At 65.6% G+C, this 25,434-nt stretch carries 24 protein-coding genes; 11 read left to right on the forward strand and 13 right to left on the reverse strand.

The window, feature by feature from the left end:
• Nucleotides 1-15: 15 nt before the first annotated feature.
• From rpsS to rpsL, 10 genes are all read right to left on the reverse strand, one after another.
• Entirely contained in the window at nucleotides 16-297 is a 282-nt protein-coding gene (gene rpsS / locus SACXIDRAFT_RS07830) for a 30S ribosomal protein S19 (RefSeq protein WP_006238006.1), read from the reverse strand.
• Nucleotides 298-315: 18 nt separating this feature from the next.
• Nucleotides 316-1,149, reverse strand: coding sequence for a 50S ribosomal protein L2 (gene rplB, locus SACXIDRAFT_RS07835; protein ID WP_006238007.1), 834 nt, complete (start codon nucleotides 1,147-1,149; stop codon nucleotides 316-318).
• 14 nt (nucleotides 1,150-1,163) lie between these two features.
• Complete coding sequence (gene rplW / locus SACXIDRAFT_RS07840; RefSeq protein ID WP_005453240.1) at nucleotides 1,164-1,475, reverse strand: 50S ribosomal protein L23; 312 nt, start codon at nucleotides 1,473-1,475, stop codon at nucleotides 1,164-1,166.
• Nucleotides 1,472-2,152 (reverse strand): 50S ribosomal protein L4, encoded by a 681-nt coding sequence (rplD, locus tag SACXIDRAFT_RS07845; protein ID WP_006238008.1) that lies wholly within the window; start codon nucleotides 2,150-2,152, stop codon nucleotides 1,472-1,474. The genes rplW and rplD overlap by 4 nt, the downstream gene beginning before the upstream one ends.
• Entirely contained in the window at nucleotides 2,149-2,805 is a 657-nt protein-coding gene (gene rplC, locus SACXIDRAFT_RS07850) for a 50S ribosomal protein L3 (RefSeq protein WP_006238010.1), read from the reverse strand. The genes rplD and rplC overlap by 4 nt, the downstream gene beginning before the upstream one ends.
• Nucleotides 2,806-2,835: 30 nt before the next feature.
• The gene (gene rpsJ, locus SACXIDRAFT_RS07855; RefSeq protein ID WP_003883485.1) at nucleotides 2,836-3,141 is read right to left on the reverse strand and encodes a 30S ribosomal protein S10; all 306 of its coding nucleotides are present in this window, start codon (nucleotides 3,139-3,141) and stop codon (nucleotides 2,836-2,838) included.
• Nucleotides 3,142-3,564: 423 nt separating this feature from the next.
• A complete protein-coding gene (gene tuf / locus SACXIDRAFT_RS07860; protein WP_006238016.1) occupies nucleotides 3,565-4,758 on the reverse strand; it encodes an elongation factor Tu in 1,194 nt (397 codons plus the stop codon).
• Nucleotides 4,759-5,106: 348 nt separating this feature from the next.
• The gene (gene fusA / locus SACXIDRAFT_RS07865; RefSeq protein ID WP_006238017.1) at nucleotides 5,107-7,212 is read right to left on the reverse strand and encodes an elongation factor G; all 2,106 of its coding nucleotides are present in this window, start codon (nucleotides 7,210-7,212) and stop codon (nucleotides 5,107-5,109) included.
• A gap of 94 nt (nucleotides 7,213-7,306) precedes the next feature.
• Nucleotides 7,307-7,777: a 30S ribosomal protein S7 gene (rpsG, locus tag SACXIDRAFT_RS07870; RefSeq protein ID WP_006238018.1), complete on the reverse strand. Its 471-nt coding sequence runs from the start codon at nucleotides 7,775-7,777 to the stop codon at nucleotides 7,307-7,309.
• A complete protein-coding gene (rpsL, locus tag SACXIDRAFT_RS07875) occupies nucleotides 7,777-8,151 on the reverse strand; it encodes a 30S ribosomal protein S12 (protein WP_005443238.1) in 375 nt (124 codons plus the stop codon). The genes rpsG and rpsL overlap by 1 nt, the downstream gene beginning before the upstream one ends.
• Before the next feature lie 476 nt (nucleotides 8,152-8,627).
• Between rpsL and SACXIDRAFT_RS07880 the strand changes: the two genes are divergently transcribed.
• The 8 genes from SACXIDRAFT_RS07880 to SACXIDRAFT_RS07915 all read left to right on the forward strand — a co-directional run bounded on the left by SACXIDRAFT_RS07880 (nucleotide 8,628) and on the right by SACXIDRAFT_RS07915 (nucleotide 14,869).
• Entirely contained in the window at nucleotides 8,628-9,209 is a 582-nt protein-coding gene (locus SACXIDRAFT_RS07880) for a YbaB/EbfC family nucleoid-associated protein (protein ID WP_006238019.1), read from the forward strand.
• A 68-nt stretch (nucleotides 9,210-9,277) separates the two neighbouring features.
• The gene (locus SACXIDRAFT_RS07885; RefSeq protein WP_006238020.1) at nucleotides 9,278-10,384 is read left to right on the forward strand and encodes a hypothetical protein; all 1,107 of its coding nucleotides are present in this window, start codon (nucleotides 9,278-9,280) and stop codon (nucleotides 10,382-10,384) included.
• Nucleotides 10,381-10,722 carry a WXG100 family type VII secretion target gene (locus tag SACXIDRAFT_RS07890; protein WP_006238021.1) on the forward strand — a complete coding sequence of 114 codons (342 nt, stop codon included), beginning with the start codon at nucleotides 10,381-10,383 and terminating at the stop codon, nucleotides 10,720-10,722. Before SACXIDRAFT_RS07885 ends, SACXIDRAFT_RS07890 begins: the two co-directional genes overlap by 4 nt.
• Before the next feature lie 37 nt (nucleotides 10,723-10,759).
• On the forward strand, nucleotides 10,760-11,848 hold the full coding sequence (locus SACXIDRAFT_RS07895) for a hypothetical protein (RefSeq protein WP_006238022.1): 1,089 nt from the start codon (nucleotides 10,760-10,762) through the stop codon (nucleotides 11,846-11,848).
• 69 nt (nucleotides 11,849-11,917) lie between these two features.
• Complete coding sequence (locus tag SACXIDRAFT_RS07900) at nucleotides 11,918-12,550, forward strand: hypothetical protein (protein ID WP_006238023.1); 633 nt, start codon at nucleotides 11,918-11,920, stop codon at nucleotides 12,548-12,550.
• A 56-nt stretch (nucleotides 12,551-12,606) separates the two neighbouring features.
• Nucleotides 12,607-13,290 (forward strand): hypothetical protein, encoded by a 684-nt coding sequence (locus SACXIDRAFT_RS07905; protein WP_006238024.1) that lies wholly within the window; start codon nucleotides 12,607-12,609, stop codon nucleotides 13,288-13,290.
• Between the two features lie 67 nt (nucleotides 13,291-13,357).
• Nucleotides 13,358-13,705, forward strand: coding sequence for a type VII secretion target (locus SACXIDRAFT_RS07910; RefSeq protein ID WP_006238025.1), 348 nt, complete (start codon nucleotides 13,358-13,360; stop codon nucleotides 13,703-13,705).
• A 12-nt stretch (nucleotides 13,706-13,717) separates the two neighbouring features.
• A complete protein-coding gene (locus tag SACXIDRAFT_RS07915; protein ID WP_006238026.1) occupies nucleotides 13,718-14,869 on the forward strand; it encodes a hypothetical protein in 1,152 nt (383 codons plus the stop codon).
• A 16-nt stretch (nucleotides 14,870-14,885) separates the two neighbouring features.
• On the opposite strand, the gene SACXIDRAFT_RS07920 is transcribed toward SACXIDRAFT_RS07915, so the two are convergent.
• Nucleotides 14,886-15,419 carry a DinB family protein gene (locus SACXIDRAFT_RS07920; protein WP_040922087.1) on the reverse strand — a complete coding sequence of 178 codons (534 nt, stop codon included), beginning with the start codon at nucleotides 15,417-15,419 and terminating at the stop codon, nucleotides 14,886-14,888.
• Nucleotides 15,420-15,570: 151 nt separating this feature from the next.
• On the opposite strand from SACXIDRAFT_RS07920, the gene SACXIDRAFT_RS07925 reads away from it, so the two are divergent.
• From SACXIDRAFT_RS07925 to SACXIDRAFT_RS07935, 3 genes are read left to right on the forward strand one after another with little or no spacing between them, the layout of a single operon-like run.
• Nucleotides 15,571-15,891 (forward strand): type VII secretion target, encoded by a 321-nt coding sequence (locus tag SACXIDRAFT_RS07925; RefSeq protein ID WP_006238028.1) that lies wholly within the window; start codon nucleotides 15,571-15,573, stop codon nucleotides 15,889-15,891.
• Between the two features lie 12 nt (nucleotides 15,892-15,903).
• Nucleotides 15,904-17,025, forward strand: coding sequence for a hypothetical protein (locus SACXIDRAFT_RS07930; protein ID WP_006238029.1), 1,122 nt, complete (start codon nucleotides 15,904-15,906; stop codon nucleotides 17,023-17,025).
• A 3-nt stretch (nucleotides 17,026-17,028) separates the two neighbouring features.
• Nucleotides 17,029-17,829, forward strand: coding sequence for a hypothetical protein (locus SACXIDRAFT_RS07935; RefSeq protein WP_006238030.1), 801 nt, complete (start codon nucleotides 17,029-17,031; stop codon nucleotides 17,827-17,829).
• A 73-nt stretch (nucleotides 17,830-17,902) separates the two neighbouring features.
• Here SACXIDRAFT_RS07935 and SACXIDRAFT_RS07940 read toward each other — a convergent pair whose 3' ends face one another.
• Together SACXIDRAFT_RS07940 and rpoB are read right to left on the reverse strand one after the other, a co-directional pair.
• Nucleotides 17,903-21,814, reverse strand: coding sequence for a DNA-directed RNA polymerase subunit beta' (locus tag SACXIDRAFT_RS07940; protein WP_006238031.1), 3,912 nt, complete (start codon nucleotides 21,812-21,814; stop codon nucleotides 17,903-17,905).
• Between the two features lie 121 nt (nucleotides 21,815-21,935).
• Nucleotides 21,936-25,427, reverse strand: coding sequence for a DNA-directed RNA polymerase subunit beta (rpoB, locus tag SACXIDRAFT_RS07945; protein ID WP_006238032.1), 3,492 nt, complete (start codon nucleotides 25,425-25,427; stop codon nucleotides 21,936-21,938).
• Nucleotides 25,428-25,434 lie beyond the last annotated feature (7 nt).

The following is a 25,434-nucleotide window of genomic DNA, read 5'->3' on the forward strand; positions in this document are numbered from 1 at the left end:
CTTCTCGGTGCGCGCTCAGCGGCGGCGCGACTTGCGGTCTTCCTTGACGTGGCCCTTGAAGGTCCGCGTCGGGGCGAACTCGCCCAGCTTGTGACCGACCATGGCCTCCGTGACGAACACCGGGACGTGCTTACGGCCGTCGTGCACCGCGATGGTGTGACCAAGCATGTCCGGGATGATCGTGGAACGGCGGGACCAGGTCTTGATGACTGTCTTCTTGCCCGACTCGTTGAGCACGTCCACCTTCTTGAGCAGGTGGTCGTCCACGAACGGGCCCTTCTTCAGGCTACGTGGCATCTGTGGCTACCTCCCTACTCAGCGCTTCTTGCCGGTGCGCCTGCGGCGGACGATCAACTTGTCGCTCGGCTTGCGGCGACGGGTCCTGCCCTCCGGCTTACCGTTCGGGTTCACCGGGTGACGACCACCCGAGGTGCGACCCTCACCACCACCGTGCGGGTGGTCAACCGGGTTCATGACGACACCACGGACCGTCGGACGCTTTCCGCGCCAACGGTTCCGGCCCGCTTTACCCCAGTTGATGTTGGAGTGCTCGGAGTTGCCGACCTCGCCGACCGTGGCGCGGTTGCGAACGTCCACGTTGCGGATCTCGCCCGAGGGCATCCGCAGCTGGGCGTACGGACCGTCCTTGGCGACGAGCTGAACCCGCGCCCCCGCCGACCTGGCGATCTTGGCGCCGCCACCGGGCCGGAGCTCGATCGCGTGCACGACGGTGCCGACCGGGATGTTGCGCAGCGGCAGGTTGTTGCCGGGCTTGATGTCGGCCTTGGGGCCGTTCTCGATCCGGTCGCCCTGCTTCAGCTTGTCCGGCGCGATGATGTAACGCTTCTCGCCGTCGGCGTAGTGCAGGAGCGCGATGCGGGCGCTGCGGTTGGGGTCGTACTCGATGTGCGCGACCTTGGCCGGGACGCCGTCCTTGTCGTGCCGCCGGAAGTCGATGACCCGGTACGCACGCTTGTGACCGCCACCCTTGTGCCGGGTGGTGATCCGGCCTGCCGAGTTACGGCCTCCACGGCCGTGCAACGGCTTCAGCAGCGACTTCTCCGGCTCCGACCGCGTGATCTCGGCGAAGTCGGAGACCGAGGAGCCCCGGCGCCCCGGGGTCGTTGGCTTGTACTTGCGGATGCCCATGTCGTCTCAGTCCCTTACGCGGCTGGTCCGCCGAAGATCTCGATCGGCTTGCTCTCGGCCGACAGCGTCACGATGGCGCGCTTGGTGTCCTTGCGCTTGCCGTAACCGAAGCGGGTGCGCTTGCGCTTGCCCTGCCGGTTCAACGTGTTCACGCTGATGACCTTCACACCGAAGACCTTCTCGACCGCGATCTTGATCTCGGTCTTGTTGGCGTCCGGGCGAACCAGGAACGTGTACTTGTGGTCGTCGAGCAGCCCGTAGGACTTCTCGGAGATCACCGGCGCGATCAGGACGTCACGCGGGTCGGGGATCGCCACGGAGCTCACTGCTCGTCACTCCCTTCAGCCTCGCTCGCCACCTCGGCGGCCTTGCGCTTCACCGGACCGGCGAGGAAGGCGTCGAACGCGGCCTTCGTGAACACCACGTCGTCGTTGACCAGCACGTCGTACGTGTTGAGCTGGTCAGGCGTGATGAGGTGCACGTTCGGCAGGTTCCGCGCGGAGTAGGTACCCACCTCGTCGTCCCTGTGCAGCACCACCAGCACGCGCTTCGCCTGCGTCACCGCGGCAAGAGCAGCCTTCGCCGCCTTGGTGGACGGCTTCTCGGCGCTCACCAGTTCGGTGATGACGTGGACCTGGCCCGCACGGGCACGGTCGGAAAGGGCGCCACGAAGCGCGGCGGCCTTCATCTTCTTCGGGGTGCGCTGGGTGTAGTCCCTCGGCGTGGGGCCGTGCACGGTTCCACCACCGGTGAACTGCGGCGCACGGACCGAACCCTGGCGGGCTCGGCCGGTGCCCTTCTGGCGGTACGGCTTGCGGCCACCACCGCGAACCTCGCCCCGAGTCTTCGTGTCGTGGGTGCCCTGGCGAGCCGCCGCCAGCTGAGCGACCACGACCTGGTGCATCAGCGGAATGTTCGCCTGCACGTCGAAGATCTCGGCCGGAAGCTCGACGGTGCCCTTCGACTCGCCAGCCGGGCTCTTCAGCTCGATCGTCGCGGTCACTCGGTCACACCACCCTTCGCGGCGCTACGCACGAACACCAGGCCACCCTTGGGACCGGGAACCGCGCCCTTGATCAGAAGAAGACCGTCCTCGGCGCGAACCGAGTGGACGGTCAGACCCTGGGTCGTCACCCGGCTGTTGCCCATGCGGCCCGCCATGCGCATGCCCTTGAACACGCGGCCGGGGGTCGCGCAGCCACCGATCGAACCGGGAGCACGGTGCTTGGCCTGGTTACCGTGGCTCGCGCCCTGTCCCCGGAAGCCGTGACGCTTCATGACACCGGCGTAGCCCTTGCCCTTGGTGGTGCCGGTGACATCGACGACGGTGCCGTCGGCGAACACCTCGGCGGTGATCTCCTGGCCGACCTCGTACGCGTCCGCGTCGGCCGTGCGGAGCTCGGCGACGTAACGCCGGGGGGTCACACCGGCCTTCTCGAAGTGCCCGGTCTTCGGCTTGTTGACCCTGCGCGGGTCGATGGCGCCGAAGGCCAGCTGCACGGCCGAGTAGCCGTCCTTGTCCTTGTTGCGCACCTGGGTCACCACGTTCGGCCCAGCCTTGACGACGGTCACCGGGACGACCCGGTTGTTCTCGTCGAAGACCTGGGTCATGCCGAGCTTGGTGCCCAGAATGCCCTTCACTTGCCTGTCAGACATGAGTCTCTATCTCCGCCGCTCGACCAACGCTTACTGGATGTTGACGTCGACGCTCGCCGGAAGGTCGATGCGCATGAGCGCGTCAACCGTCTTCGGCGTCGGGTCGAGGATGTCGATCAGACGCTTGTGCGTGCGCATCTCGAAGTGCTCGCGCGAGTCCTTGTACTTGTGCGGCGAGCGGATGACGCAGTAAACGTTCTTCTCGGTGGGCAGCGGCACAGGTCCGACGACCGAGGCGCCGGTGCGCGTCACCGTCTCGACGATCTTGCGCGCGCTGGCGTCGATCGCCTCGTGGTCGTAGGCCTTGAGCCTGATGCGGATCTTCTGTCCCGCCATGGTTCCTTACCGTCTCGTCCTCGACCGGCCCGACATCGACTCCTCGGGCCGGCCATTCCGGCCTGCCCTCGATCGTCGAGGCGCCTCCCCTCGGGGGACGTCGGACGGTCGAGGAATCGTCTCGTACCGCTGTTACCGCACGTCAGCGCCCTGCTCCCGGTCCACGCGGTCGGGCGTGTCGCACCCACTGCTCAGACCGATCCCGCAGGAATCGATGTCGTGCCGCTAGGTCTTCTTGCTCCGCGGAGCACCGGCCATCAGGCCGACAACTCCTGACTCGCCGAACTGCGAGCCCGGGGCGCTCACGGCGGGGCGGCCGATTTCTCGGGAGCCATATGTCCTTGCGAAATCGGCCGCCCCGCGTCGAGCAACCCTAGTAGGATGCCACATCACCGCATGGCATCCGCACCCGGGGTGGGTGCCTTACTTGATGATCTTGGTGACCTGGCCGGCGCCAACGGTGCGGCCACCCTCACGGATGGCGAACCGCAGACCCTCGTCCATGGCGATCGGCTGAATCAGCTGCACCTTGATCTCGGTGTTGTCACCGGGCATGACCATCTCGGTGCCCTCGGGGAGGGTCACGACGCCGGTCACGTCGGTGGTGCGGAAGTAGAACTGCGGACGGTAGTTGTTGAAGAACGGCGTGTGCCGACCACCCTCGTCCTTGGACAGGATGTACACCGAGCCCTCGAACTCCGTGTGCGGGGTGGTGGTGCCGGGCTTGGTCACCACCTGGCCGCGCTCAACGTCCTCACGCTTGATACCACGCAGCAGCAGGGCGGCGTTGTCACCGGCCTGGCCGTAGTCGAGCATCTTGTTGAACATCTCGATGCTCGTGACCGTGGTCTTGCGCGACTCGGGCCGGATACCGACGATCTCGACCTCTTCGTTCAGCTTGATCTCGCCACGCTCGATACGGCCGGTGACGACCGTACCGCGACCGGTGATCGTGAAGACGTCCTCGATCGGCATCAGGAACGGCTTGTCGATCTCGCGCTCCGGGTCCGGAACGTTCTCGTCAACAGCGTTCATCAGCTCGACGATGCTCTCGGCCCACTTCTCGTCGCCCTCGAGCGCCTTGAGGCCGGACACGCGAACCACCGGAGCGTCGTCGCCGGGGAACTCCTGCGAGCTGAGCAGCTCACGGACCTCCATCTCGACGAGCTCGAGGATCTCCTCGTCGTCCACCATGTCGGACTTGTTCAACGCCACCACGATGTAGGGCACGCCGACCTGACGGGCGAGCAGCACGTGCTCACGGGTCTGCGGCATCGGGCCGTCGGTCGCGGCGACCACGAGGATCGCGCCGTCCATCTGAGCCGCACCGGTGATCATGTTCTTGATGTAGTCGGCGTGGCCCGGAGCATCGACGTGCGCGTAGTGGCGCTTCTCCGTCTGGTACTCGACGTGCGAGATGTTGATCGTAATGCCGCGCTGCTTCTCCTCGGGCGCGTTGTCGATCTGGTCGAACGCGCGCGACTCGTTCAGCTCGGGGTACTTGTCGTGCAGCACCTTGGTGATCGCCGCGGTCAGGGTGGTCTTGCCGTGGTCAACGTGACCGATGGTCCCGATGTTGACGTGCGGCTTGCTCCGCTCGAACTTCGCCTTCGCCACTGGAATGTCCTCCTGGACTTTCTTGCTGCCGACCGGCGTGGCTGCCGACCGGCGATTCGTTCTGCTCGGTTGTGCGGACCTCAGGGGAAGGCCCCTTTCGCGCCCGCGTTTGGGTGCTCCGGGTGGTTACTCCCCCGTCGCCTTCGCGCTAGCCCTGGCTCGGCTCCGGGCTCGCTCCGCTCCGCGTCAACACGCGATGCTCACTCCCCCGTCGCCTTCGCGATAACCACTGCTCGACTCCGGGCTCGCTCCGCTCCGCGTCAACACGCGATGCTCACTCCCCCGTCGCCTTCGCGATAACCACTGCTCGACTCCGGGCTCGCTCCGCTCCGCGTGAACACGCGATGCTCACTCCCCCGTCGCCTTCGCGATGATCTCCTTCGCGACGTTCGACGGAACTTCCGCGTAGGAGTCGAAGACCATCGTGTAGTTGGCGCGACCCTGAGTCTTCGACCGAAGGTCGCCCACGTACCCGAACATCTCCGACAGCGGCACGAGCGCCTTGACGACGCGCGTACCGGCCCTCTCGTCCATGGCCTGAATCTGGCCACGACGGGAGTTCAGGTCCCCGATGACGTCACCCATGTAGTCCTCGGGCGTGGTCACCTCGACCGCCATCATCGGCTCCAGCAGTACCGGATTCGCCTTCCTCGCGGCCTCCTTGAGGGCCATCGAACCGGCGATCTTGAAGGCCATCTCCGAAGAGTCAACCTCGTGGTACGCGCCGTCGAGCAGGGTGACCTTCAGGCCGACGAGCGGGTAACCCGCCAGCACGCCGTACTGCATGGCGTCCTGCGCACCCGCGTCCACCGAGGGGATGTACTCCCTCGGCACGCGACCACCGGTGACCTTGTTGTCGAACTCGTAGAGCGCACCCTCCGCCGAGGCGGTGTCGAGCGGCTCCAGCTTGATGATCACCCTGGCGAACTGACCCGAACCACCGGTCTGCTTCTTGTGGGTGTACTCGAGCTTGTCCACCGTCTTGCGGATCGTCTCGCGGTAGGACACCTGCGGCTTACCGATGTTGGCCTCGACCTTGAAGTCGGACTTCATGCGGTTGACGAGCACCTCGAGGTGGAGCTCACCCATACCCTCGATGATCGTCTGGCCGGTGTCCTCGTCCTGGCTGACCCGGAAGGTCGGGTCCTCCTCCGCGAGCTTCTGGATCGCGGCGGACAGTTTTTCCTGGTCGGCCTTCGTCTTCGGCTCGATGGCCACCTTGATGACCGGCTCGGGGAACGTCATCGACTCGAGAACGATCGGGTTCTGCGGGTCGGCGAGCGTGTCACCCGTGGTGGTGTCCTTCAGCCCCTGCACGGCGTAGATGTGACCGGCCTGGGCCTCATCGACCGGGTTCTCCTTGTTGGAGTGCATCTGGAAGAGCTTCCCGATGCGCTCTTTGCGCTCCTTGGTCGCGTTGACGACCGCCGTACCGGAAGCGACTTTGCCGGAGTAGACCCTGATGTAGGTGAGCTTGCCGAAGAACGGGTGCACCGCAATCTTGGAGACGAGCGCGGCGAACGGCTCGTCGATGGACGGCTTGCGCGACGCCTGCGTGGTGCCGTCGAGCAGCGTGCCCTCGACCGGCGGCATGTCCAGCGGCGACGGCAGGTAGTCGATCACCGCGTCCAGCATGGGCTGCACGCCCTTGTTCTTGAACGCCGAACCCGCCAGCACGGGGAACGCCTCGCGGGCGATGGTGAGCTTGCGGATGCCGGACTTGATCTCGTCCTCCGTCAGCTCCTCACCACCGAGGTAGCGCTCCATCAGCTCGTCGTCGGCCTCGGCGACCGTCTCGATGAGCTTCTCGCGGTACTCGGCTGCCTTGTCGGCGAGGTCGGCCGGGATGTCCTCGACCTCGTAGTCCTCGCCCTTCTTGACCTCGCCGCGCCAGGTCAGCGCCTTCATGCGGACGAGATCGACGACACCCTGGAAGTCGCTCTCCGCGCCGATGGGCAGCTGGATCACCAGCGGCTTGGCGCCGAGTCGCTCCTCGATGGTGCCGACCGTGAAATAGAAGTCCGCGCCGAGCTTGTCCATCTTGTTGACGAAGCAGATACGCGGAACGTCGTACTTGTCGGCCTGGCGCCACACCTGCTCAGACTGCGGCTCGACGCCTTCCTTGCCGTCGAAGACGGCCACGGCGCCGTCGAGAACGCGCAGGTTGCGCTCCACCTCGACAGTGAAGTCAACGTGGCCGGGCGTGTCAACGATGTTGATCTGGTTGTCGTTCCAGAAGGTGGTGGTGGCAGCCGAGGTGATGGTGATACCCCGCTTCTGCTCCTCCTCCATCCAGTCCATCGTCGCCGAGCCGTCGTGGGTCTCACCGATCTTGTAGTTGATCCCGGTGTAGAACAGGATCCGCTCGGTGGTCGTGGTCTTACCGGCGTCGATGTGGGCCATGATGCCGATGTTGCGGACCTTGCTGAGGTCGGTCAGCACTTCACGTGCCACTTGAATGTTCCCCTGTCTCAAACGTGGAACCCGGCATTGGCGCCGTCAATCGGACCGGGCCGACGGTGTTGCCTAAAGTTCACTGCTGTACGGCTCACCAGCGGTAGTGAGCGAAGGCCTTGTTGGACTCAGCCATCTTGTGGGTGTCCTCGCGGCGCTTCACGCTGGCCCCGAGGCCGTTGCTCGCGTCGAGCAGCTCGTTCTGCAGGCGTTCGATCATGGTCTTCTCACGACGCTGGCGGGCGTACGTGGTGATCCAACGCAGCGCAAGGGTGGTCGAGCGACCGGGCTTGACCTCGATCGGGACCTGGTAGGTGGCACCACCGACACGCCGGCTCTTCACCTCGAGGGTGGGCCGAACGTTGTCGAGTGCGCGCTTCAGGGTGACGACCGGGTCGGTGCCGGTCTTCTCGCGCGCGCCCTCCAGTGCGCCGTAGACGATGCGCTCCGCGATGGAGCGCTTGCCGTCCTGCAGCACCTTGTTCACCAGCTGGGTGACAAGCGGAGACTGGTACACCGGATCAGCGATCAGCGGCCGCTTCGGGGCCGGACCCTTGCGGGGCATTAGCTCTTCTCCTTCTTCGCGCCGTACCGACTGCGCGCCTGCTTGCGGTTCTTCACGCCCTGCGTGTCGAGCGAACCGCGGATGATCTTGTAGCGAACACCCGGCAAGTCCTTCACACGGCCGCCACGGACGAGCACCATCGAGTGCTCTTGAAGGTTGTGACCCTCACCGGGAATGTAGGCCGTGACTTCGATGCCGTTGCTCAGCTTCACGCGGGCGACCTTGCGCAGGGCCGAGTTCGGCTTCTTGGGCGTGGTCGTGTACACGCGCGTGCACACACCACGACGCTGCGGGCTTCCCTTGAGCGCCGCCGTCTTCTGCTTGGCAGCCTTGTCCTGGCGGCCCTTACGGACCAGCTGCTGGATCGTGGGCAATGGACCAGCCTTCTGTTGCGTCTACCTAGCTCTACGTTGTCTCCCCGGTACCCGCGGTCGGGCGTGTCGGCCCGTCTCAGGATCGAGAAACGACCCCTCAACTTCCCATCGGGATTGCCGTGGAACTCCGCCTGACTCGACCGCGGGAGGGCGCCACAACGCCCAGCCGCGACCTGAAGGCACACGGAGGGCCCGACAGCCTGCCGGGCACGGTCGTCAAAGATACCCGCCCACATTCACGGCTACCACATCGGGGGTGGCCTATCACCACCGATGACCAACGTGAGCCAGGACGGGTGGCTTCTGTTCCCACAGTCTACCTGACCTGGCCGGACCAGGTGAGAATCCCGGTCTTTGGGGCCGCCGAGTGACTTCCGCCCAATCGGCCAGAACCGGCCACGCCGAGGGCACTTCTGGTCCATGATTGCTCACGCATTGTGCCCAACCATGGGCTGAGGTAATGACGGAGGACCGGGGTGTCAGCGGAGTTCGAGCGGCTCGTCGCACAGTTCGAGCAGTTCCAGGCAAAAATGAAGCGGGTTGACGACCAGCTCGCGAACGTTGGACAGATGCAGCATGAGATCGCGGCTGTCGAGGCCACGGCTGCGAACGCCGACCGCAGTGTGACTGTCGTGGCAGGTCCGGGTGGCGCGATCAAGGACATTCATCTGACCGACCAGGCCCTCGCCCAGCGGCCGCAGGTGCTGGCCTCGGAGTTGATGGCGACCATCCAGCAGGCTGTTGCCGAGGCGGCACGCAAGCAGGCCGGGATCGTCGATGATCACGTGGCCGGGATGGGGATCACCGACCAGGTGCTTGAGACGCAGGCGCAACTGTTCGGCACGTCCACCGACGAGCTGAGGGAACGGCTGGAGCAGGAACGGCCCGCGAGGCAGCCACGCCCGCGCCCCGAGGAGGAGTACCACGAGGACTACTCCCATCAGGACTTCCTCGACGGCGACGACGCTCAGCAGAGCGCCCCTCCGCCGGTGTCGGGTGGAGGCTCAGCGGGCGACGACTTCCTGCAGAACCTCTTCAACGACGACGACCATCGCTGAGGCGCGCCGCCAGCACGTACGGTTCGCGCCCTCCGAGAGCTCGGGCGGCGTGAACGGCAAGGGGGATCATGACATTCGACGAAGTGCTGCCCGCGATCATCGTGATCGGTTTCGGCATCGTCATCGCACTCGGTGCGGGGGGCTCGGCTCTGCGCAGGCGGGCGCGAAGGGATGCCGCGCATGTGCCCGGCATCCAGGAAGTGCGGCCCCAGGAGTGGGGTGCCGCGCCGCCTCACCAGTTCGCCGCCCCGCAGCAGCAGGCGCAGAAATGGGGAGGCCCGGCAGCACCGGCACCACAGCACCAGGCACCACTCCAACCTGCCCCGCAGGGCTGGCCCACGGCAGCACCGGCACCACTGCCGCAACCTGGGCACCCCACACAGCCGCCGCATCACCCACCCGGCCTCCCCGCATCGCAGTGGCAGCCTCCCGAGACAGCCACCGTGGCCGAGGGGGATCCGTCCTCCGACCCTCGATACCGAACCGGCACGACGCTCCAGGTGCTCGCCTGGATCATCGGCATCGCGATCAGCGTCCTGTGGATCGCCGAGTCGGTCGGGTTCTGGGGGTTCATGACGATCGTCCTCATGGTCGTGGTCGTGCCGATCGTGATCGGGCTCGCGGTGACGACATTGGCCCGCGCCCGCAGAGAGAACAAGAAGGCCTCCGCGCCCGGCAGGGTGCTGGGCGCGCTGTTCGCGGGCTGTCTCTTCGTCGTCGGCCTCGACATGCTGATCAACGGCCTTGCGTTCCAGCTGAACTTCGCGCAGCCGATCGACGTGCACGTCACCGCCGTCAAGGACGGGGTCGTCAAATCGTCGAGGAACCATCGCGGTCAACGGCGCAGCCACCACTACCCCGGCATCCATGTCGATGGCTACTACTTCGTCGAAGAGGAACAGCACAGAATCACCGAACAACCTTGGCCGGACGGCACGCCGCCGCCCCAGCGCGGTGACGTGGTAACAGGACGGAGGGCGCCGCTGTTGCCACACAGGGAGGTGTTCGAACCCTCCCCTGATGCGGGGTGGCTCGAACTCGGCATCGCGGGTGGGACGCTCGCGGGCGGTGGAGTCGTTCTCTACTTCGCCCTTCGCCGTCCGCGTAAGGAGAACGACGGAGCAGATTTGTCCACAGCGGACGCCGTCACGTACACGCAGAACGGGGGATCATGAGCGGATACAGCGTCACGCCCGAACACCTGGACAGCTATTCGCGGAAACTCACGGGACACATGTCCGCTGTAGAGCGGGTGAAGGGCATGGTCGAGGAGTCCGACGTGAGCGATGAATCGTGGGGCGTCGTCGGGCTTCTCGTCAAAGGTCAATACACGGACATGCTTGGCGACTTCAACAGTCTGCTCGACGAACTGCGGAACGGTCTGCAATCAGGTTCGGACAAGATAAAGAACGCCGCTGAACGTTACCGGACGGCCGAGCAGGAGAGCCAGCGCAGGCTCAAGGAGATCCTCTCCCAGCTCAACACCGTGAACGAAACCGGTAAGGCCACGTGACAAGTTCTTTCTCGACGGACTTTGGGGGACTACGACGATGAGCGATCCACTCGGCGATATCGAAATCAAGGAAGAACCGACGTACGGCGAAGAAGTCATCGAGGCGATTCCGCTCTCCTCGCCGGTGACCGAGGCGGTGAAAGCCGTTTCCGACGGCTTCTCGACCGGGGACGTGGAGACTCTGTTCGGTTCCGGCGCCGACTTCATCTCAAGTTGCGCGGACATGGCAGGCGAATTTCTGCTCGACCCGATCGGCACACTGGTCGGTCAGGGCCTTGAATTCCTCCTCGCCATCTGCCAGCCGCTACAGGATCTCATTCAGCTCGTTACAGGTGACGGGGGTTCGCTGGAGCGTGCGGCGGAGAACTTCGGCGCGATCGGGCAGGGGCTCAACGATTTCGGGGAGCAGTTCGCGAGTGAAGCCGACGAATTCCTGGCGAGCTGGCATGGGCCTGCCGCGGATGCCGCCGCCGAGAAACTGGCGGCGTTCGCCGTAGGAATCCGCGGTGTCGCCGGTGAAGCCGGCAACATCGCGAGGTTGTTGCAGTTGTCCAGCATCATCATGAAGGTGATCGAGGAGTTCATCATGGCGCTCCTCACCGAACTCATCACGTGGCTATTGATGATTTGGATTCCCGCTCTCGCCGCCTCGGCTGTCACCTTCGGCGGTTCGACTGCCGCGGCAGGCGCCGCCACCGCCGTCCGCGCCACACAGACCACGAGCAGGGCCACGAAGCAGGTGAACTGGCTGCGCAAACTGCTCGACAAGATCAAGGAAGTTCTCGGCAAGCTGCGTGACTGGCTGGCGAAACAGGGCAGGACGGTCCGGGAGGCGATGGAGCACAAGAGGAACGTCGTGCGAGAAGCCACCGATGCCATCGACAACGGGCCGGGCAGGGGTACCTGGGCTCAGCGATTGCACCACGAACAGAACGGCATGATCGGCCAGCGGGTCGAGGCCGGGTTTCGAGAGTCGATGCGCGGGGTGGCGAAGGACAGTCTCAACGAGCATCTCGGTGTGGACAGCTGGGCGGGCCATGCCGAAAGCATCGGCTCGGGTGTCGAGTACGGCGAGATCGGCGAGGATCAATCCACCTCACAGACCTCGCGGCAGCTGGATCTGTAGTAGCGGACGAGGTGCGGCGGGCCGGTCCCGATCGGCCCTGCCGAGTTGTCGAGAAACGAGGTGTGCCGAATGGATTGGGCAATTCTCGCGCCGGAACACCCCCTCGGCTGGGTCGTCCTCGCGGGCGTCGGCTTCGGGTTGAGCTGGTGGGCATGGCAAAGTGCTATGGTCGTGTGGTTCGGCACGTTCGGCGCGGAGGCGCTCGCGCGTGAACGCAACTGGCTTTTCCGGCATGGGGAAAGGGATATCGGCTACTTCGGTGACAACACCAATCCCGAGGAAGCCGACTGGGACCGTTCCCCGCCGCCGGGCACCGTCTTCGAGTTGCTCGGCGACATCGAGGGTTTCGTCTTCCATGCGCGGCAATGGCGCTATCGGCCTCAGAACATCGGTTTTCTGACTGTCCGCAATCGCTGGAAGTACCACTACGTGGTGGCGCTGGCGACGACGCCACAGCCGTACGACGGCCGCTTCACCAGCCATCGCGGCGCTGCGGTCAACGACCTGAGGAAAGCGCTCTACCCCGCCTTTCTGACCTGGGAGAAGCAGACCAAGAATCAACCGCCCCCGCCGCACGGTTTTCTCGCGGGCCACGGGCTCCTCTCTATGAAGCGGCCATGCCAACGTCTGACGAAGCGGCGGCTGCTGGCGGATCTCGACCTGCTCGTGAGCAAGGTGCGGCCCACGGCAGGCCGTGGCTGAGCGCACACCGCCGTGCTGTACTTGCCGCGTCAGCCCGCTAACGGAAAGCCTCGTCGATGACCACCTTGTCCGTCGTGATCCCGCTTCTCGTGGCCGGTGCTGTCGTGGTGCTGGTGGCCACGGCTCGTTCGCGGCGGAAGGAGACGGCGAATCTACTGGTGGAGCGGGCTGAGTTCGCGCGCGGTGCCGGTGGGATCGAGTACTCGAACGGCAGCGGGAGGCCGTCGTTCGGGTACTTCCCCACCGAAGGCCGGGGTGAGTTTCCCCAGCCGTTCGACTATGCCGTCGAGTTCGTGCGCGGCAGCACACCGGTGGTGGCCTTCGAGAAGCGCGCCCGGAAGCAGTCGCCCGGCGGCACCAACAGCAGCGCACTTACCTACGAGTCCGTTGTGGAGGTTCCAGCCGCACGATGCCCTCGGTTGTGGATCGGGCCCGAACTGCTGGCTGTGCAGAACCTGGAGCTTCGTTCACAGATCGTGCCGGAACTCGCCGTGGGGCGGCAGCACAGGAAGCTGGTCGTCGCCTCGCCGGACGCGGACTTCGCGGGTTCCGCCGTCAGCCCCGAGACGCTGCAATGGCTCGCCGACCGGCTGGGGTCGTGGTTTCGCCCGATCGTGCTCGAACACGGGACTCTGCGGACGAACGCGCGGCCCGGCGAACGGCTGACGGCGGCCAACATTCTGTCCACAGCGGACTTGCTCATCGAATTACTCAAAGTCCTGCCACAGCACCTGCGTTGAGGGAACCGCAAGGGGCCGTTCACGGTCAAAGGACCGATATGTCCGGGGGAACCGTCCGAGGAGAACCATGGCCGACGGCTTCAGTGTGCAGGTGGAGGCGTTGCGCGGCTACCGCGACGCGCTCGACGATTTCGGTTCGCAGGCCGAGACTTTCGAGAGTCTGGTCGAGCGGGCGGATGTCGGGGACGAGTCGTGGGGGTTGGTCGGGCTCGCCACGAAAAGCTCCTACACCGAGGCCCTCGGGCAGTTGAACGACCTGCTCGCCCGCATGCGGGACGGCCTCACCGTGCTCGGTGAGAAGTTCAGCACCGCGGCCGAGCTGTACGCGAGCAACGACGACAACGGCGCGATCCAGCTCGGCGGCTACGAGGTCGAGATCGACAAGGTTGACGAAGCTCGCCCCGCAGGCGCCTGAGGAAGGACTCACATGACGATCGAGGTCACCGACGTCGCGGGATCGGTCGAGCTGAAAGGGGACGCGGAGAAGTCGTTCGGCGACAACGCGCTCGACCTCGCCAAGAAGGTGCCCGTCGCCAAGCAGGCCGTCAAGGGCTACGAGACGGTCACCAACATCTGGAAGGGACTGCCCGAGGACCCTGACGTCGCGGATGTGATGCTGCACGCGGGTGACGTCATCACCGACACCGCGAGTTTCGCGGCCGAATGCGCGATGGAAGCGGGCATGGCGGTGCTCGACCCCGTGGGCTGGCTGGTGAGCAACGGGCTCAACATCGTGCTGCACCTGGTGACGCCGCTTCAGGACGCGCTGCACATGGTGTCAGGAGACGGCCCCGCGTTGAGCACCGCTTCCGGCGACTTCGCGGCGATCGGCAACGGGCTCGTCGAGTATGCGGGCGAGTTCGTGCGGGTGGCCGACGAGGCGCTGGCGGAATGGCACGGCGAGGCCAGTGACACGGCCCGCAAAGCGCTCGCTGACTTCGCCAAGGGCATTGAAGGTGTGGCCACCAGCGCAGGCGGTGTCGCGGAGATCCTCGCAACGTCGTCGATGCTCATGACGATCGTCGAGGAGGTCGTCAAGGCGATCATCACGGAGTTCGTCACGTGGCTGATCTGGATCTGGGTTCCCGCGCTGGCGTCGTCCGTGGTGAGCCTCGGTTCCTCGGTCGCGGCGGCGATGACGGCGTCGGTGGCGAAGGCGGCGAGCACGTTCTCGCGGGCGACGAGCAAGATGGGCAAGCTCGGCACTCTGCTTGAGAAGATCCTGGAGTTCTTCAGGAAGTTCGGCTCCACGATGGTGTCGCTCGGCGAGAAACTCGGCGTCACGCCCAAGAACTACGGCGCGAACGTACTGGAAACGGTGGCCGAGGCCGGACGCGGCGGCGCGATGAGGACCGCGGTGACGGAGTCGCTCAAGGCGGGCGCCTCGCAGATCGCGAAGTCCACGATGGGCATCGACCCGAGCGGCGCTCCGGCGAACGGCGTGCAGGCCGGCAAGACCATCATCGACCACACCGGCAAGCTCGTCGATCACACCAAGGGCCTCAAGGACGCCTCCGGCAAGGGCGGTATCGGGTCGGGCGCCACACCTGACGAGACTCGCGAGTTGCTCGACATGTGAGGCGCCCGAGCGACCCTCACCGGCACGCGGCCGGTGCGCCGACGTCGTGGAGGTGGTGGACGAAGTCGTGCGCGAAATACCTGCCGAGGCTTTCCACCGTGAACCGGGTGCCGTCCGAACGTCGTCCCGTCCGGTGGGCCGCGTCGCCGGGCAGCTGGTCGAGGCGGGTCGCCGCCCGCTCGGCGGCGATGCTCAGGTCGGTCGCGACGGTCGAGGGGTCCTGCTCGTTGTAGCGGCCATCGATGGCGGCCTGGTCCTGGTGCCAGGCGGGGTAGGTCGGGTCGTCGTCGGCGAGCATCAGGAGGAGGCGTTCGTCGAGCAGCTGGAGTACGTCGCGCACATGGCAGGCGTACTCCAGCACCGACCATCGGTCGGGGCGAGGGCGGGTCCGCAGCCGCTCACCGGAGTTCAGCACCTCACACCACGAGGCCGCGTTGGCGCGGATCAGCGCGGGAACGTCTTTCCAGCCGACTGCACCCGGGTCGAAACCGCACTCCGCGCAGGGCCGCTCCAGCACCCACGTCCAGTCCTTGGTGTCAGGTGTGATCATGGACTGATTTTCGTTGCGGACCTCGGTGCCGCACAAGCGTGAACCACAGCGCGGACGCTTGAGCGCCACCGAGGTTTCTCCGATCTCGCCACGAGAACCGCGCGGCGGTGGAATCATGAATCCTCGTTCTCGACATGGAGGAGGAGGGCACATGGGCAGGCTCACTGTGGACAGCGACGAACTTCGCCGGTACGGAGACAAGCTGGCGGGCCACAAGGACACCGCGAGCCAGATAGCGGGGCTCGTCAACCAGGCCGATGTCGGTGACAAGTCTTGGGGCGTCATCGGATTGATCGTCAAGTCGCGGTACACCGAGCTCCTCGAAGACCTGAACGAGACGTTCATGCTTCTTCAGGAGGGCCTGCAGTCGGGTTCGGACAAGTTCAAGGCAGCCGCGGATGGTTACCAGCAGAACGAAGAGGCCATGAAAGAACTGCTGGACGGCTTCAAGATCGAAATCGACAACCGATAGGCAAGGAATCCAGTGGCGGAAGAGAAGACCACTGCCGGGGGCGTCACGATCACCACCGGTGAGAAGACCGTTGGTCAGAAGGCGCAGGAAGCCGTCCCGTTCTACGGCAACTACCTCAAGACCAAGGAAGCTGCGGGCAAGCTGAGTGACGGCGCCGACGGCTCCGAGGTGTCCGGCCTGGCATCCGAGGGCGCCGCGTTCATCGGATCGCTCGGCACCAGCGCATTCGGTATCGCGACCGACCCGATCGGTTGGCTCGTCGGGCAGGGACTGAACTTTTTGATCAGTGTGGTCCAACCGATCGAGGACACGATCCACATCGTCAGTGGCGACGGACCCGCGCTGGCACAGGCGGCGGAGAACTTCAACGCCATCGCCGAGGGCGTGGCCAAGCTGAGGCAGCAGTTCGAGGAAGAGCTGAAGAACACGATCCAAAGCTGGGGTGGGCCCGCTTCCGAGGTGGCGGGCACGAAGCTGGGCGAGTTCGCGAACGGCATTGACGGTGTGGCAGGCCAGGCCGGTGAGGTGGCACGCCTGTTGCAGATCTCCAGCATGATCATGACGATTGTCGAGGACTTCGTCAAAGCCATCCTCACCGAGCTCATCACGTGGCTAGTCATGATCTGGGTCCCGGCTCTGGCAGCAGCGGCACCCAGCTTCGGAGCTTCGACCGCCGCGGCCGGTGCGGCCACGGCGGCGCGGGTAGCCACGACCGGCAGCCGAGTCTCGCAGGTGATCGCCAAGCTGCGCACGCTCCTGGACAAGTTCCTGGCGTTCCTGCGCAACCTGGCAAGCCGTCTGGGCAACGTCCGCACGGCCTTCCAACGATCGATGGTTCAGAAACGGGTTGCAGGTGTGTTCGCGGACATGAACCTCGACAGCAAGAAGTCACCGCTGACCAAGCTTTGGGGTACGGACGGCATGCTCGGCGAGCGGTTGCAAGGGGGTTTTGGCAAGTCGATGTTCACCGCGCTGTCCGACACTGCGGTGTCCCAACTCGGGCTCGGTACTCGCACGAACGCGGGTATCGATAAGCCCTTGCGCAACGCCGGCAACTATCAGAAGGCCGGGGAGTACGACGACACCGGCACCGATCAGTCCCTGCAGGAGACCAGGAACGATCTGGAGATCTGACCGATGGAAATCTGGATCGATCTCTCACCGCTGCTGGGGGCCATGGCACTAGGAATCGGCCTGCTTTTCTGGTGGCAGTGGCATAGTGCGCGCAAGGAACAACGCGAGCACGTCGAAGCGCTCACCGCACTCGCCGCACGCCTCGGGGGCACGATCTCCCATGCTGAGAACGCGACGGCATGGTCGGCAGAGCTGCTCCGGCCGTTCAGGAATTTCACCGGAGGCTTCATCAACTGGCTGGGCACAGTGCGGCGCCCCCGATTCGAGATCGCGCTCGATTTCGAACGCGGAGCGTGGCGGCTTCGGGTGACCGAAGCATCAATGGAAAGACGCGGCTCCAACGGAGCCGTGACCCGCCACGAGTGCCGCATCGAAGTGACCACCGCTGCGCTCCCGCCGGTGAAACTCGCTCGCCGTCTCTACACCGACTTCCTCGGACGGCCGCTCAAGCCAGGCGACGTACTCACCGAGGGCACCGCGGTGATCAAAGAGCCGCCGGTGACCGTGGCCGAACGCCAGGGTGAATGGCAGCGGTTATGGCTCCCGGAACCCGGCAACAGCCAGTACGCCGTGTTCGCGCACGATCCGGCCGCCGCGAACCGCATGTTCAACCGGGAAGCCCTCGAGTACCTGGTCGAAAACGCGGGTGCTCTCCCGTTCGTGCTGACCTTCGAAGCGGGATTGTTGTACGCCACGATGCCACACCGCATCATCCCCGAGGCCCTGCCGAAGATGCTCGACGCAGTCCTCGGTCTGCTCGAACGGATCCCCGGCGCGGAACCAGTCGAGAACGTGCGGCGCTGACAGCCGGGATGCGGGTACCGACGAAGAAGCCCCCGACCCACCACAGTGGATCGGGGGCTTCCTTCGCGTTCGCCTACCGGAAGTCGCGACCGAAGTCGTAGTCGTCCAGCGGGACAGCCGCACCGGTCCCGGTGCCGAACACGTCAGGCGTGTAGTAGCCGTCGTCGTAGGACGGGATCGCGTACGCGGCGACCCTGGCCTCCTCGGTCGGCTGCACCTGGATGTTGCGGTACCGGTTGATGCCCGTACCTGCCGGGATCAACTTACCGATGATCACGTTCTCCTTGAGGCCGATCAGCGAGTCACTGCGACCGTTGATGGCCGCGTCCGTGAGCACGCGCGTCGTCTCCTGGAACGAGGCAGCCGACAACCACGAGTCGGTGGTCAGCGACGCCTTCGTGATGCCCATCAGCACGGGGCGGCCGGAGGCCGGCTCGCCACCCTCGGCAACCGCCTGCCGGTTGACGTGCTCGAACTTGGTGCGCTCGGGCAGCTCGCCTGGCAGGAACTCGGTCGAACCGGAGTCGATGATCGTCACGCGGCGCAGCATCTGCCGCACGATGACCTCGATGTGCTTGTCGTGGATGGACACACCCTGCGCGCGGTACACCTTCTGGACCTCGTCCACGAGGTGCATCTGCGCCTCGCGGGGGCCCATCACACGCAGCACCTCGTGCGGGTCCGGCGTGCCTTCCAGCAACGGCTGACCGACCTTGACGTGGTCGCCGTCGGCCAGCGGGCCGTCGGGCGTGATCGCGAGCCGCTGCCGCTTCGACAGCTTGTCGAAGACGATCTCCTCGCTGCCGTCGTCCGGGATGAGCGTGATCTTCCAGAACCGCTCGGTCTCCTCGATGCGCACGCGGCCGTCCACGTCGGCGATGGGCGCCTTGCCCTTCGGCACGCGGGCCTCGAACAGCTCGGTCACACGGGGCAGACCCGTGGTGATGTCGTCACCGGCGACACCACCCTGGTGGAACGTACGCATCGTCAGCTGCGTACCGGGCTCACCGATCGACTGGGCTGCGACGATACCGACGGCCTCGCCGACGTCCACCAGCTTGCCGGTGGCCATCGAGCGGCCGTAGCAGGTGGCGCACACGCCCATGGCCGACTCGCAGGTCAGCACGCTGCGAACCTTGACCCTGCTGATGCCTGCCTGGATGAGCCGCTCGATAGCGGGGTCACCGAGGTCGTCACCCGCGTTCAGCACCACGTTGCCCTGCGCGTCCACCGCGTCAACGGCGAGGTTGCGGGCGTAGACGCTGGTCTCCACGTGCTCGGCGCGCACCAAGCGGCCGTCGGGCAGCTCGTCCCCGACGGTCATCATGATGCCCCTGCCGGTGCCGCAGTCGGTCTCGCGCACGATGACGTCCTGCGACACGTCCACCAGACGACGGGTCAGGTACCCCGAGTCGGCGGTACGCAGCGCGGTGTCGGCCAGCCCCTTACGGGCACCGTGCGTGGCGATGAAGTACTCCGCCACCGACAGTCCCTCACGGAAGTTGGACTTGATCGGCCGGGGGATGTACTCACCCTTGGGGTTGGACACCAGACCACGCATACCGGCCAGCGACCGCACCTGGGTCATGTTGCCTGCCGCACCGGACTTCACGATCATCGCGATCGGGTTGTCGTCGGAGAGGTTGTCCTCCATGGCCTTGGCGACGTCCTCCGTCGCCTGGCCCCACACCTTGACGAGTTCGTTGTTCCGCTCGGTGTGGGAGAGCTGACCGCGCTGGTAGCGCTTCTCCACCTGGGCGGCCCTTGCCTCGTACTGGTCGAGGATCTCCTTCTTCTGCGGCGGAACCTGGACGTCGGAGATCGCCACCGTGACACCGGAGCGGGTGGCCCAGTGGAAACCGGCGTCCTTGAGCCCGTCGAGCGTCTGCGCGACCTGCGTCATGGAGTACCGCTCCGCGAGATCGTTGACGATCGCGGCCTGCCGCTTCTTCGGCAGCGGCTCGTTGATGAACGGATAGTCCGCGGGCAGCAGGTCGTTGAACAGCACACGGCCGAGGGTGGTCTCGGCGAGCCACGACTGGCCCGGCTCCCATCCCTTCTCGCGCAGAGCCGCTTCCTGCTCCTTGTTCGGCTGCCGGTCGCGGATGCGGATCTTCACAGGGGCGTGCAGCGAAAGCTGCTTACGGTCGTAGGCCATGACCGCCTCGGCGGGCGACGAGTACGCCGTGCCCGCACCCTTCGCGTTCTCGTCGAGCCTCGTGAGGTGGAACAGCCCGGTCACCATGTCCAGTCGCGGCATGGCGAGCGGACGACCCGACGCGGGCGAGAGGATGTTGTTCGCCGACAGCATCAGGATGCGTGCCTCGGCCTGTGCCTCGGCCGACAGCGGCAGGTGCACCGCCATCTGGTCACCGTCGAAGTCGGCGTTGAACGCCTCACACACGAGCGGGTGCAGCTGGATGGCCTTGCCTTCCACGAGCTGCGGCTCGAACGCCTGAATACCGAGGCGGTGCAGCGTGGGAGCACGGTTGAGCAGCACGGGGTGGCCGTTGATGACCTCTTCCAGCACGTCCCACACCTGCGGGCGGGCGCGCTCGACCATCCGCTTCGCGGACTTGATGTTCTGCGCGTGGTTGAGATCGACAAGCCGCTTCATGACGAACGGCTTGAACAGCTCGAGCGCCATGTCCTTGGGCAGACCACACTGGTGCAGCTTCAACTGCGGGCCGACGATGATGACCGAACGGCCGGAGTAGTCAACGCGCTTACCGAGCAGGTTCTGACGGAAACGGCCCTGCTTGCCCTTGAGCAGATCGGACAGCGACTTCAGCGGACGGTTGCCCGGCCCCGTCACCGGACGACCGCGGCGACCGTTGTCGAACAGCGCGTCAACAGCCTCCTGAAGCATGCGCTTCTCGTTGTTGACGATGATCTCGGGAGCGCCGAGGTCGATCAGTCGCTTGAGGCGATTGTTGCGGTTGATGACGCGCCGGTACAGGTCGTTGAGGTCGGACGTGGCGAAGCGGCCACCGTCGAGCTGCACCATCGGACGCAGCTCCGGAGGGATCACGGGGATGGCGTCGAGCACCATGCCACGTGGGTCGTTGCCTGTCGCCTGGAACGCCGCGACGACCTTCAGCCGCTTGAGCGCGCGCAGCTTCTTCTGGCCCTTGCCGCTGCGGATGGTCTCGCGAAGCGACTCGGCCTCGGCGTCCACGTCGAACTCGCTGGCCAGCTTCTGGATCGCCTCAGCGCCCATGCCGCCGGTGAAGTACTCGCCGTATCGGTCGTACAGCTCGCGGTAGAGCTGCTCATCGACGACGAGCTGGCGCGGCTCCAGCTTGGTGAAGGTCGTCCAGACCTCCTCGAGGCGATCCAGCTCCCGCTGCGCGCGGTCGCGGATCTGCCGCATCTCGCGCTCGCCGCCCTCCTTCACCTTGCGGCGAACGTCGGCCTTGGCGCCCTCGGCCTCCAGCTCCGCGAGGTCGGCTTCGAGCTTCTGCGCGCGCTGCTCGATGTCCGCGTCGCGGCGGGCCTCGATGGTCTTCCGCTCGACGCTGATCTCGTTCTCCAGCGTCGGGAGGTCGTTGTGCCGCAGCTCGGTGTTCACGCCGGTGATGACGTACGCGGCGAAGTAAATGATCTTTTCGAGGTCCTTCGGCGCCAGGTCGAGCAGGTAACCAAGGCGCGAGGGAACACCCTTGAAGTACCAGATGTGGGTGACGGGCGCGGCCAGTTCGATGTGGCCCATCCGCTCACGACGCACCTTGGCGCGGGTGACCTCGACACCACAGCGCTCACAGATGATGCCCTTGAAGCGGACGCGCTTGTACTTGCCGCAGTAGCACTCCCAGTCGCGGGTGGGCCCGAAGATCTTCTCGCAGAAGAGCCCGTCCTTCTCCGGCTTGAGCGTGCGGTAGTTGATGGTCTCCGGCTTCTTGACCTCGCCGTAGGACCACTGGCGGATGTCGTCGGCCGTCGCGAGACCGATCCGGAGCTCATCGAAGAAATTGACGTCCAGCACGTTCTTGCATCCCCTTGGGGTTCTTCTCGGGGGTCCGGGGTGCTTTCCCGACCCCATCGGTTAGAGGGGTTCGGCTACCCGGTGGGGTCCAGTGGTGTTCGGACCCCACCGGGCGGCTGGGTCATTGCACGACGTCGTCCACGGAGGGCGACTCGTTGCGGGACAGGTTGATGCCGAGGTTGGCGGCAGCGCGTTCGAGGTCCTCGTCGTCGGAGTCGCGCATCTCGATGGCGGCCCCGTCGGTGGAGAGCACCTCGACGTTCAAGCACAGCGACTGAAGTTCCTTCAGCAGCACCTTGAACGACTCCGGGATGCCCGGCGACGGCATGTTCTCGCCCTTGACGATGGCCTCGTAGACCTTCACCCTGCCGAGCACGTCGTCGGACTTGATCGTGAGCAGCTCCTGGAGGGTGTAGGCGGCGCCGTACGCCTGCATGGCCCAGCACTCCATTTCACCGAAGCGCTGACCACCGAACTGCGCCTTACCACCGAGAGGCTGCTGCGTGATCATCGAGTACGGGCCGGTGGAACGAGCGTGGATCTTGTCGTCCACCATGTGGTGCAGCTTCAGGATGTACATGTAGCCGACCGCGACCGGGTACGGGAACGGCTCACCCGTGCGACCGTCGAGCAGCGTGGCCTTGCCGTCCTCGCCGACGAGGCGGTCGCCGTCGCGGTTGGGCTTGGCACACCCGAGCAGCCCCGTCAGCTCGTGCTCCCTCGCGCCGTCGAACACCGGCGTCGCGGTGTTCGTGCCCGGCTCGACGTCCATCAGCTCCTCGGTGAGGTTCTTCGCCCACTCGGGGTTGCCCTCGACCTTCCAGCCCTGGGACGCGAGCCACCCGAGGTGCAGTTCGAGGATCTGCCCGATGTTCATACGGCGCGGAACACCGTGGGTGTTCAGCACGATGTCCACCGGGGTGCCGTCCTCGAGGAACGGCATGTCCTCGGCGGGGAGGATCTTGCCGATGACGCCCTTGTTGCCGTGACGGCCCGCGAGCTTGTCGCCGTCCTGGATCTTGCTCTTCTTCGCGACGTAGACGCGGACGAGCTCGTTGACGCCAGGGGGCAGCTCGTCGTCGTCCTCGCGGGAGAAGACCCGGACGCCGATGACCTTGCCGGTCTCGCCGTGCGGCACCTTCAGCGACGTGTCGCGCACCTCGCGCGCCTTCTCACCGAAGATCGCGCGGAGCAGGCGCTCCTCGGGGGTCAGCTCCGTCTCGCCCTTCGGCGTGACCTTGCCGACCAGGATGTCGCCGTCGCGAACCTCGGCACCGATGCGGACGATGCCGCGCTCATCGAGGTCGGCGAGCACGTCCTCCGACACGTTCGGGATGTCGCGGGTGATCTCCTCGGCGCCCAGCTTGGTGTCGCGGGCGTCGATCTCGTGCTCCTCGATGTGGATCGACGTGAGCACGTCGTCCTGCACGAGCCGCTGCGAGATGACGATGGCGTCTTCGTAGTTGTGGCCCTCCCACGGCATGACCGCCACGAGGAGGTTCTTGCCGAGGGCCATCTCGCCCTTGTCCGTCGAGGGACCGTCGGCGAGGACCTGGCCTTTCTCGACGCGGTCGCCCTCGTTGACGATCGGCCGGTGGTTGAAGCAGGTGCCCGCGTTGGTCCGGCGGAACTTGTAGAGGCCGTAGCCGCGCCGGGTGCCGTCGTCCTGCATGATCGTGATCATGTCGGCGGACAGCTCCTCGACGACGCCTGCCTCCTCGGCGACGACGACGTCACCCGCATCGACGGCTGCTGCCAGCTCGACGCCTGTCCCGACCAGCGGCGACTCGCTGCGCAGCAGCGGCACAGCCTGACGCTGCATGTTGGCACCCATGAGTGCGCGGTTGGCGTCGTCGTGCTCGAGGAACGGGATCATGGCGGTCGCCACGGACACCATCTGCCGAGGCGAGACGTCCATGTAGTCGATCTCCATGGGGTCGAGCAGCTCGACCTCGCCGCCCTTCCTCCTGCCGAGGACCTGATCCTCCGCGAAGTGGCCGTCCTCGGTCAGCGGCGCGTTGGCCTGTGCCTTGACGAAGCGGTCCTCCTCGTCGGCGGTCAGGTAGTGCACCTCGTCGGTGACCTTGCCCTCGACGACCTTCCGATACGGGGTTTCGATGAACCCGAACGGGTTAACCCTGGCGTAGGAGGCGAGTGAGCCGATCAGACCGATGTTCGGGCCTTCCGGCGTCTCGATCGGGCACATCCGGCCGTAGTGGCTCGGGTGCACGTCTCGGACGTCCATGCCTGCGCGCTCACGGGAGAGACCGCCGGGGCCGAGCGCGTTGAGGCGGCGCTTGTGGGTCAGGCCCGACAGCGGGTTGTTCTGGTCCATGAACTGCGACAGCTGCGAAGTTCCGAAGAACTCCCTGATCGCTGCCACGACAGGGCGGATGTTGATCAGCGTCTGCGGCGTGATGGCCTCGACGTCCTGGGTGGTCATCCGCTCGCGCACCACGCGCTCCATGCGGGAGAGACCGACCCTGATCTGGTTCTGGATCAGCTCGCCGACGGTGCGGATGCGGCGGTTGCCGAAGTGGTCGATGTCGTCGATCTCGACGGGCACCTCGACGTCGCCGGAACGCATCGTCTCCTCGCCCGCGTGCAGGCGGACCAGGTACTCGACCGTGGTGACGATGTCTTCCTCGGTGAGGGTGCCGTGGTCGTAGGGGAGCTTGAGACCGAGCTTCTTGTTGACCTTGTAGCGACCGACCTTGGCCAGGTCGTAGCGCTTGTCCTTGAAGAAGAGGTTCTCCACGAGGGCCTGCGCGCTCTCCTTCGTCGGAGGCTCACCCGGCCGCAGCTTCCTGTGGATGTCGAGCAGTGCCTCGTCCTGGCCTGCCGTGTGGTCCTTCTCCAGGGTCGCGAGCAGCGTCTCGGAGAAGGAGAAGCGCTCGCGGATCTGCTCGGTCGTCCAGCCGAGAGCCTTCAGCAGCACCGTGACGGGCTGACGTCGCTTGCGGTCGATCCGCACACCCACGGTGTCGCGCTTATCGACGTCGAACTCGAGCCACGCACCGCGGCTCGGAATGATCTTGACGCTGAAGACGTCCTTGTCCGTGGACTTATCCACGGCCTGGTCGAAGTACACGCCGGGAGAGCGGACGAGCTGCGACACCACGACACGCTCGGTGCCGTTGATGATGAACGTGCCCTTGTCGGTCATCACGGGGAAGTCGCCCATGAAGACCGTCTGGCTCTTGATCTCACCGGTGTTGTTGTTGACGAACTCGGCGGTGACGAACAGCGGCGCCGCGTAGGTCATGTCCTTGTCCTTGCACTCCTCGACGGAGGCCTTGACCTCGTCGAAGCGCGGGTCGGAGAAGGACAGGGACATCGAGCCGGAGAAGTCCTCGATCGGGGAGATCTCGTTCAGGACCTCCTCGAGACCACCGACCGGGTTCTCGTCGCCCTCGTTGACGGCGCGTTCGTACCACGCCTCCGAACCGGTGAACCATTCGAACGACCGGATCTGCACATCGAGAAGGTGCGGGGTGTCAAGCGGCTCGCGAATCTCCCCGAAAGAGACTCGCTTCGGTGCTCCTGGAACACCCGTTGACGGTCGAATAGAGTTGGTCGCAGCAGTGGCCTGGTTCGCGGGAGAGACTGCCAAGATGCGT

Source organism: Saccharomonospora xinjiangensis XJ-54 (assembly GCF_000258175.1).
GTDB classification, from domain to species: Bacteria; Actinomycetota; Actinomycetes; order Mycobacteriales; family Pseudonocardiaceae; genus Saccharomonospora; species Saccharomonospora xinjiangensis.